Consider the following 7,166-nt stretch of genomic DNA (forward strand, 5'->3'; position numbering starts at 1 on the left):
ATACAAGACCTAGTGTTTTAGGCTGAACTTTACTCACTTGACTCAATAACGGAATTGCCACGATAAATGGCACGATTACGATAAAAAGTTGTGACCAGAACGTCCACGACAATGCCTTTTTCATATACGTCATTAATTTCGTTTCAAGTGGCAGTAGATACACTTGGTCTGGTTCACGTATCAATGTTGTTGGCATACTATATGAAAGTAAAACTCCAATAACAGTTGCTACCAACCAAGTACCTGGAAAATCACTTGGTACCGTTTTTAACCATTCACTATATTGATAACCACCTGCTCCAAGTACGAACACTACAACAATAGCAAGATGACCAGTGAAAACATATTTTAAGTATTTTTGAAGTTCGTTTACGTAATGAAGAAACCGTTTACGCCAGACGTCATGTAGGTTCTTCATTGTCTCGCTCCTTAGTCATCGCGATGTACAAGTCATCGAGAGTAGCTAGTGGCATGTTAAATGCAACTCGTAAATCTTTCATTGTCCCTTGTGCCCGAATTCGACCATTGTGCAATAACAAAATGCGGTCACAATACCGTTCTGCTGTAGATAAAATATGTGTAGACATTAGAACGGAAGCACCCGTTTGTTTCTTTTCGTTCATTTGATCAAGCAACGATTGAATTCCTAATGGGTCCAGCCCAACGAAAGGTTCATCAATAATATATAAGGAAGGATTCACTAAGAATGCACACATGATCATCACTTTTTGACGCATTCCTTTAGAAAAGTGTGATGGAAACCAATTTAAACGTTTTTCCATTCGAAATTCTTTTAAAAGTACTTCGGACCGAGCGGCTAATGTTGCTTCATCCAAACCATACGCCATAGCTGTAAGTTCCAAATGTTCCTTTAAGGTTAATTCGTCATACAATACAGGTGTTTCAGGAATATATGAAAACGAAGAACGATACGCATCCATGTCTTCTTCCATCGTCACTTTGTTTAACCGGATTTCTCCGTCTTTTGGATTCATTAATCCAATAATGTGCTTAATTGTTGTGCTTTTCCCTGCCCCATTCAGTCCTATTAGACCGACTAATTCTCCGGGTGCGATTGAAAAAGATAAATCATGAATGATCGGTTTACGAGTATAGCCACCTGTAACTCCACTTACTTCTAATACGTTCATCAAATGCACCCCTTTTATTCTATATCTTAACAAAAAAATAACGAATTAGCTTTTCACTAGTCACTTCCATTTATGATAAACTTAGGACCATATCATGAAAGGACGTGACCGCAATGAATGATTGTTTGTTTTGTAAAATTGTAGACGGTTCGATTCCAAGTACTAAAGTGTATGAAGATGAACATGTGTTAGCCTTTATGGATATTATGCCCCTTACAAAAGGCCATACATTATTAATTCCAAAAAAACATCATGAAAACGTCTATGACATGTCCTCTGAAGTAGCGGGACAATTATTTTCCGTTGCGCCGAAAATTGCTAATTCGCTTAAAGCTTCATTCCAACCAGTTGGCTTAAATTTACTGAATAACAACGGTGCTCCTGCTGGACAAAGTGTTTTCCATTTTCATCTTCATTTTATACCGAGATATGATCAAACAGATGGTTTTAAAGCTTCATGGCAAACAAAAGAAAAACAGTATACGAGCGAAATGTTTGCAGAGTATGCTGAACAAATCCGATTAAATCTAAGCAAGTAATCTTGCATTTATCGCTATTAAACTGTAACATGAAATATAAGTTTCTCGCTGTCGATCACAGGATACCTCAGGAGAATCCAAAAATCACATTAGAATAGTTGAGGAGAGATGAGAAAATGAATACAAAAAATTTAGTGTTAATGTCCCTACTGGTTAGTGTAGGAGCAGCATTGTACTTAGTAATCCCAGGTTTTAATGGTGGGATGAAACCAGACTTTATGTTAACGATGATGTTTATTGGGATTCTACTTTTCCCTAAAGTATCACATGTCTTTCTATTAGCAATTACTACTGGCGTTATATCTGGGCTGTTTTCTACTTTCCCAGCAGGATTTATTCCTAACGTCGTCGATAAATTCATTACCGCATTTGTATTTTTTGCAGTAGTTGTGGCGTTGAAACATTTAACGACAAAACTTCCTGTTGCAGTAGCACTTACAGCAGTTGGCACATTCTTATCAGGCGTTATTTTCTTGTCCGTTGCGATTTTTGTACTCGGTGTAGAAATTCCTTTATCGTTTGGGTTCCTTGTTACAACGGTAGTCTTACCAACAGTTGCATTAAATTCCATCGCATTTGTCTTTATTTTCCCGATTGTAACTCAATTGGTGAAAAGATCGAAATTTAAAACAGCTCTTTCAAACTAAATATATAAGTGGTCTGCCATTCTCGGCAGGCCATTTTTTTTACCTCACTTCCGAATTCGAATGGCGTTTTCTTATTCGCTCGTTAAAAGGCTAGTCGTCACCTAGATTGCCGTTTCAATTTCCGATTTTTCTTGTTACAAGCACCAACTCGCACCTAAGCTTGGGCCCACAGGATGTGGGTCATGAAGGCTTTGCGAAATTTCTTAGCACTGCATTTTGCGACGAGTAACCGCAGGAGCACCTCGACCTCACGGTCTTAGCCTTCGAACCTTAAAACTCATTCAAAAACGAGTTTTGACTCTTTTCTTCCAAGGCAATTTGACGACCTAGAATAGCGCTTTTTGCATTTCGTGTTGTCTTAGCTTGTCCAACATGTTTTAATTAATTGAAATGAAGGAATAGTATACATATATATGAAGGGAGTGCTTCTAAAATGAAAGCATCTACATTTTTTATCGGTTTAGTAACAGGTGTTGTTGCAGGATCAGCAGCTGCCTTATTCTCTACTCCTCAATCTGGTAGCGAATTACGATCTAATGTCAAAACTGCATCTTCAGATTGGAAAGAAAAATTATCTCAAGTGAAATTTCAAATAAGTGATTTAAAACAATCTATTGCCCGCTTATCAAAAGAAACGAAAACAGAAATTCCACAAACGATTGATGAATTAAAACAGTCTGTTCAATTGTGGCAGAATCAAACCGAGCCAATACAAGAAAATTTGCAAAATGAAATTTCTTCAATTCAAATGGCTATGGAAGAATTAGAAAAATCGATAGCTAAATATCAAAAAAACCCTTCGCCTATTAACTGAAGGTAAATCTCTGTCCTACATTTATTTGTAGGACTTTTTTTTTGATAATCTGCTTCAACACACATAGTCAGAAAAATAATGTAAAGCTATTATTGGATGATTTATAAAAATTATTATTGTCATCATAATATTTCAAAAATTCCAACTATGCAGGACTTTACTTTATTGCTATAATGATAGAAAATGATTTTCGCGGAAGAAGGTGGCGACATGTCTGAACAAATGTACACAATGAAAGAGGCAATGCTCTACAGCCAGCGGATTGCACAGCTGTCGAAAGCACTTTGGAAAGCAGTGGAAAAAGATTGGCAGCAGTGGATAAAACCTTATAATTTGAATATTAATGAACATCATATTTTATGGATTTCTTATCATTTAAAAGGTGCTTCTATTTCAGATGTAGCAAAGTTTGGTGTAATGCATGTGTCTACTGCATTTAATTTTTCAAAAAAATTAGAAGAACGAGGACTTTTATCTTTTTCAAAACGTGAAGCTGATAAACGGAATACATATGTCGAACTTACAGAACAAGGCCAAGAGTTATTGATGAATATGATTGAACACTACCATGACTCCCAACATTCCGTAATTGAAGGTTCTCTTCCTCTTAAAGACTTGTACGGGAGATTTCCAGAATTTATGGAAGTAATGGCTGTGATTCGTAATATTTACGGTGATGACTTCATGGGGATATTTGAACACTCATTCAAAAACATAGATAAAAGCTTCGATGAAAAGATTGATAATATCAGACCAACAGTGAGGTAAAACTAAGTAATCTAAATGGATGAAAACGCTGTCTAAAATGTAATATTAGTAGACTTGCTTTTTTACCCAAAACATCGTAATGTATGTATCTGCAAGCATATTATTTTATTATAGGAGTTGCATACATTGCACTGCTGGAAAACCATTAACGTAAAAAAACAATACGGCTTCGATCGTATTTTCATGTTGTCATTGTTACTTGTCCTTGCCGTATTTTCATTTTTCTATGTAGTTATTGAAATATTAAACGATAATCCCCTTTCTGATGATAGATTTATAATTTTTCTACTAAGTTTTATTTTATTATATCCGACACATAAAGCTATTCATTACCTACCATTGATTCGTTATCGTAATCGAATTCATTTTTCTGTAAAAACACAATTTGGTATTATTCCAATTTTATCTATTCGTGTTAAAGAACCGGTTCCAAAGACACTTTTCTTATTCGCTTTACTTGCTCCATTTTTTATCATTAACACCATTTTAATTACGGGTGCATTTACGCTTCCGGAATTTGGACATTACTTTACAATGCTGCTTTCATACCATTGTGGTCTTTGTCTAATTGATTTGTTATATATTAAGAATCTTGCTCGGTCACCGAAAAAAGCGTTGATTGAAGAAACGGAAACTGGATATGAAATTTTAGTCCCTCCTACTATCTAGTCAGTTTACTGTTCTTTTTCTCGTGATTTTGATATGATTGTATAGATTGGCAGAGGGGAGGAATAAGCGTGATTATCACAATAGTAGTGCTATTCTCGATAGTGTATTTATTCCAAATTAATCGCATGACCTATGCGTTATGTGCACAACGAGAAATTCCTGAAGAAAAGCAAAATAAGATTTTCAGAACAATAAATGTATTGGTAACGATTTTACTTGTTTCCTTTTATGTAGAAATTTTATTTACAGCATAAAAAAGTCCATTCGCCTGAACTAGGCAAATGGACTTTTTCTTTTTACCAGTAAGAATCTAGGTAAAAAAGCCTTTATTGGAGGCTTTATAGTTGGTTTCAAGCACTAAAACAGCACTCTCCACTCTTCTTCATTAGCACAAGAACGCTGCACCAACGATAATTAATAAGATAAATAGAACTACAATTAACGCAAAGCCAGATTGTTCATGATGTCCACCACTCACTTCGCACACCCCCTCTCTCTTTGTTAGAGTATGCTCCTTTGTTTGTCTTTCGTAGGCAAATATGGGAACCATTTTTGTTTTTTCTTCGTTTATGTTATAGTAAACACTGCATCAAGAAGAGAAGTTAGGAGAGATTTCCCATGAAAAAATCCGTATTAACATTAACTTTAGCAGCATCAGTTTTAGCTTTATCAGCTTGTAGCGGTGACTCTGCATCTGATGATTCACCTGCAATTGTCACTTCTAAAGCTGGCGATATTTCAAAAAATGAATTATATGACGAAATGAAACAGTCTGTTGGTAAACAAGCACTTCAAGTATTAATTATCGAAAAAGTCTTAGCTTCAGAATATGAAGTTTCAGACAAAGAAGTAAAGGCTCAATTTGACAAAGAGAAAAAAGAAATGGGCGAAGGCTTTGCTCAATACCTTGAACAACAAGGTCAAACTGAAGAAGGCTATAAAAAGTATATCCGTTTGAATTTATTGCAAGAAAAAGCTTTGACTGAAGGCATTAAAGTTACAGATAAAGAAGTTGAAGCTCAATATAAAAACATGCAAACAGAGTTAAATGCACGTCATGTTTTAGTTGCTGACGAAGCAACAGCTAAAGAAGTTAAAGCTAAGCTTGAAAAAGGCGCTGACTTTGCTAAAGTAGCTAAAGAATATTCTACTGAGCAAGCTGCACAAGAATCAGGTGGCGAACTTGGTTGGTTCACACCAGATAAAATGGTAAAAGAATTTTCTGATGCTGCGTTGGCTTTAGAAAAGAATACTATTAGTGAGCCTGTGAAATCGGAATTCGGATTCCACATCATTGAAGTTACAGACAAACGTGAAAAAGATATTGGCACGTTAGAAGAAAATAAAGCTGAAATTACGAAAACTCTAAAAGTACAAAAAGCAGATACTAGTTCATTACTTCCAAAAGTATCGAAATTAATGAAAGAAGCTGACATCAAGATCAAGGATGAAGATTTGAAAGGCGCAATCGATCAAATTTTAAACCCTGAACCAGCAGAACCAGCTGCAGCTGAATAAAAGATTACACATTAAAGGCGCTCCCATAAATGGGAGCGCCTTTTAGTTATTATTTTGATAAGGTATGTGCGCTGTTACACTTTTCTTACTGTCTAGCTCCCCGGGGGCAGGCCGCACCTAAGCTTGGGGCCACTGGACGTGGGTCATGAAGGCTTTGCGAAATTTCTTAGCACTGCGTTTTGCGACGTGTAACCGCAGGAGCACCACGAAGTCACGAGCTTAGCCTTCCTTCCATTTCAATCGGGAACAAGTTCCCGTTTCGAATCTTCCAGCGCCGGTGTCGCCCTAAAATGCTCCATCACGCTTTTCTTACTCAAATGTTGGTTTATAGAATGAACGATTTTCGAGCGGGAATAGTCGCTCTGAGAACTCACCAGGATTCGTTTTATTTAATGCACGGTCTAGCATGTTCATTTTCGCATCAATATTATCGATGTAGTGAAGCATTTCCGCTTCACGTAGCATTGGTCTTTTGGGGCTTCCCCATTCTTCTTTACCATGATGAGATAGCACCATATGTTGAAGAAGCATGACCTCTTCTCCTTCAATTTGCAATTCTTCTGCAGCTTTTGAAATTTCATTTACCATAATTGTAATATGACCCAGTAAATTGCCTTCAATCGTATAAGAAGTAGCAATAGGTCCTGATAACTCCGTTACTTTACCAACATCATGTAAAATGATGCCTGCATATAGTAAATCTTTATTTAGTGATGGATATAACTCACACAAAGACTTCCCTAGTTTCAACATCGATACAACATGATCAATTAATCCCGAAACGTAGTCATGGTGATTTTTAGTAGCTGCTGGATAAGTCATGATGGCTGCCTGATGTTTTTTCAACAAGTGTCGAGTAATTCGTTGAATGGCGGGATTTTTCATTTCGAAGAAAAATTGCATTAATTCCTCAAACAATACTTCTTTCGGCTTTTCAGCAGATGGTACTAAATCCGCTAGCGAAATTCCCTCTTCTTCTTTTACGACACGAATACTCTTAATTCGCAACTGGTTCTTCCCTCTATAGTGTTGAATTTCACCGCCTACTCGGACAATTGCC

Annotated in this window: 11 protein-coding genes; 7 read left to right on the top strand and 4 right to left on the bottom strand. The window is 36.5% G+C overall.

The window, feature by feature from the left end:
* Positions 1 to 418: ABC transporter permease (locus tag AC1DOS_RS16450; RefSeq protein WP_477538374.1), on the bottom strand; the 418-nt coding region annotated here is incomplete at its 3' end.
* Entirely contained in the window at positions 402 to 1,151 is a 750-nt protein-coding gene (locus AC1DOS_RS16455) for an ABC transporter ATP-binding protein (RefSeq protein ID WP_477538375.1), read from the bottom strand. The genes AC1DOS_RS16455 and AC1DOS_RS16450, both read right to left, overlap by 17 nt.
* Positions 1,152 to 1,264: 113 nt before the next feature.
* Here AC1DOS_RS16455 and AC1DOS_RS16460 point away from each other — a divergent pair, with 113 nt between their 5' ends.
* The 6 genes from AC1DOS_RS16460 to AC1DOS_RS16485 all read left to right on the top strand — a co-directional run bounded on the left by AC1DOS_RS16460 (position 1,265) and on the right by AC1DOS_RS16485 (position 4,842).
* Complete coding sequence (locus AC1DOS_RS16460; protein ID WP_477538376.1) at positions 1,265 to 1,690, top strand: HIT family protein; 426 nt, start codon at positions 1,265 to 1,267, stop codon at positions 1,688 to 1,690.
* 116 nt (positions 1,691 to 1,806) lie between these two features.
* Positions 1,807 to 2,337, top strand: coding sequence for a tryptophan transporter (locus AC1DOS_RS16465; protein ID WP_108585241.1), 531 nt, complete (start codon positions 1,807 to 1,809; stop codon positions 2,335 to 2,337).
* 433 nt (positions 2,338 to 2,770) lie between these two features.
* Positions 2,771 to 3,151, top strand: a complete 381-nt coding sequence (locus AC1DOS_RS16470; protein ID WP_108585242.1) for a YtxH domain-containing protein — start codon at positions 2,771 to 2,773, stop codon at positions 3,149 to 3,151.
* A 210-nt stretch (positions 3,152 to 3,361) separates the two neighbouring features.
* Positions 3,362 to 3,919, top strand: coding sequence for an HTH-type transcriptional regulator Hpr (locus tag AC1DOS_RS16475; protein WP_108585243.1), 558 nt, complete (start codon positions 3,362 to 3,364; stop codon positions 3,917 to 3,919).
* Positions 3,920 to 4,045: 126 nt separating this feature from the next.
* Positions 4,046 to 4,588, top strand: coding sequence for a DUF3267 domain-containing protein (locus tag AC1DOS_RS16480; RefSeq protein WP_477538377.1), 543 nt, complete (start codon positions 4,046 to 4,048; stop codon positions 4,586 to 4,588).
* 68 nt (positions 4,589 to 4,656) lie between these two features.
* A complete protein-coding gene (locus tag AC1DOS_RS16485; RefSeq protein WP_108585245.1) occupies positions 4,657 to 4,842 on the top strand; it encodes a hypothetical protein in 186 nt (61 codons plus the stop codon).
* Positions 4,843 to 4,973: 131 nt separating this feature from the next.
* Here AC1DOS_RS16485 and AC1DOS_RS16490 read toward each other — a convergent pair whose 3' ends face one another.
* On the bottom strand, positions 4,974 to 5,066 hold the full coding sequence (locus AC1DOS_RS16490) for a YjcZ family sporulation protein (protein WP_477538378.1): 93 nt from the start codon (positions 5,064 to 5,066) through the stop codon (positions 4,974 to 4,976).
* 140 nt (positions 5,067 to 5,206) lie between these two features.
* Between AC1DOS_RS16490 and AC1DOS_RS16495 the strand changes: the two genes are divergently transcribed.
* The gene (locus tag AC1DOS_RS16495; RefSeq protein WP_477538379.1) at positions 5,207 to 6,106 is read left to right on the top strand and encodes a peptidylprolyl isomerase; all 900 of its coding nucleotides are present in this window, start codon (positions 5,207 to 5,209) and stop codon (positions 6,104 to 6,106) included.
* Between the two features lie 309 nt (positions 6,107 to 6,415).
* On the opposite strand, the gene AC1DOS_RS16500 is transcribed toward AC1DOS_RS16495, so the two are convergent.
* The coding region (locus AC1DOS_RS16500) for an HD domain-containing protein (protein WP_477538380.1) at positions 6,416 to 7,166 on the bottom strand (751 nt) is incomplete at its 5' end.

The sequence above is a fragment of the Paenisporosarcina sp. P5_A11 genome (assembly GCF_056400705.1).